Here is a 1,296-nt window from a genome sequence, read left to right as displayed (position 1 = left end):
CGACCTTGACTGGGCTCCGGAAGCTCGTCGCTAGCGGCAGGCGAAGCTGAAACAATGAGGCTTTGGCAATGCAATACAATCTCACCAGGATCGACCCCGATGCTCCTAACGAGCAGTATCCGATTGGCGAACGGGAAACCGTTTCCGATCCGGTAGAAGATCAAGTCCACAAAAACATGTTCAGGGGCAAGCTGGAAGACGTGCTGAGTGGCGCGGTCAACTGGGGACGTAAAAACTCCCTGTGGCCGTACAACTTCGGCCTGTCGTGCTGCTACGTGGAAATGACCACCGCCTTCACGGCGCCCCACGACATCGCGCGCTTTGGCGCCGAAGTCATCCGGGCATCGCCGCGTCAGGCCGACTTCATGGTTATCGCCGGGACCTGCTTCATCAAGATGGCGCCGATCATTCAGCGTCTCTATGAGCAGATGCTCGAGCCGAAGTGGGTTATCTCCATGGGTTCGTGCGCCAACTCCGGTGGCATGTACGACATCTACTCCGTGGTTCAAGGGGTGGACAAGTTCCTGCCCGTGGACGTCTACGTACCTGGCTGCCCTCCTCGTCCGGAAGCATTTCTGCAAGGCTTGATGCTGCTGCAGGAATCGATCGGCAAGGAGCGTCGTCCGCTTTCCTGGGTCGTTGGCGATCAAGGCGTTTATCGCGCCGACATGCCTTCGCAAAAAGAAGAGCGCCGCGAACAGCGAATCGCAGTCACCAACCTGCGCAGCCCTGACGAAGTCTGATCCAGATCTGTTCTTAAAAAAGAAACGAGAAGCTGGCTTCATTCTTTACGTTGACCGAAAGCGAAAAAATAACCATGACTACAGGCAGTGCTCTGTACATCCCGCCTTATAAGGCAGACGACCAGGATGTGGTCGTTGAATTGAACAACCGTTTTGGCGCTGAAGCGTTCACCGCTCAGTCGACCCGCACCGGCATGCCGGTGCTGTGGGTTGCGCGCGCCAAGCTCGTTGAAGTCCTGACTTTCCTGCGCAACCTGCCCAAGCCGTACGTCATGCTCTATGACCTGCACGGCGTGGACGAGCGTCTGCGCACCAAGCGTCAAGGCCTGCCGAGTGACGCTGAGTTCACCGTGTTCTATCACCTCATGTCGCTGGAGCGTAATAGTGACGTGATGATCAAGGTCGCCTTGTCCGAGAGCGACCTCAGCTTGCCGACCATCACCGGTATCTGGCCGAACGCCAACTGGTACGAGCGTGAAGTCTGGGACATGTTCGGTATCGACTTCAAAGGTCACCCGCACCTGTCGCGCATCATGATGCCGCCGACCTGGGA

At 57.3% G+C, this 1,296-nt stretch carries 2 protein-coding genes; both read left to right on the top strand.

Annotated features, from left to right (window positions below; translation table 11 throughout):
* The first annotated feature begins 68 nt into the window (after positions 1 to 68).
* Positions 69 to 743, top strand: coding sequence for a NuoB/complex I 20 kDa subunit family protein (locus ACIF4X_RS29300; protein ID WP_397484704.1), 675 nt, complete (start codon positions 69 to 71; stop codon positions 741 to 743).
* A gap of 74 nt (positions 744 to 817) precedes the next feature.
* On the top strand, positions 818 to 1,296 hold a 479-nt coding region (locus ACIF4X_RS29295), incomplete at its 3' end, for an NADH-quinone oxidoreductase subunit C (protein WP_397484703.1).

Source organism: Pseudomonas sp. NPDC085632 (assembly GCF_044541255.1).
Taxonomy (GTDB): domain Bacteria; phylum Pseudomonadota; class Gammaproteobacteria; order Pseudomonadales; family Pseudomonadaceae; genus Aquipseudomonas.
The sequence above is the reverse complement of the archived record's forward strand: the minus strand, read 5'-3'. Positions and strand labels throughout refer to the sequence as shown.

What these genes read in the sequence shown, in the direction of transcription:
- ACIF4X_RS29300 (WP_397484704.1), top strand. Translation starts at nt 69, where the DNA reads ATGCAATACAATCTCACCAGGATCGACCCCGATGCTCCTAACGAGCAG.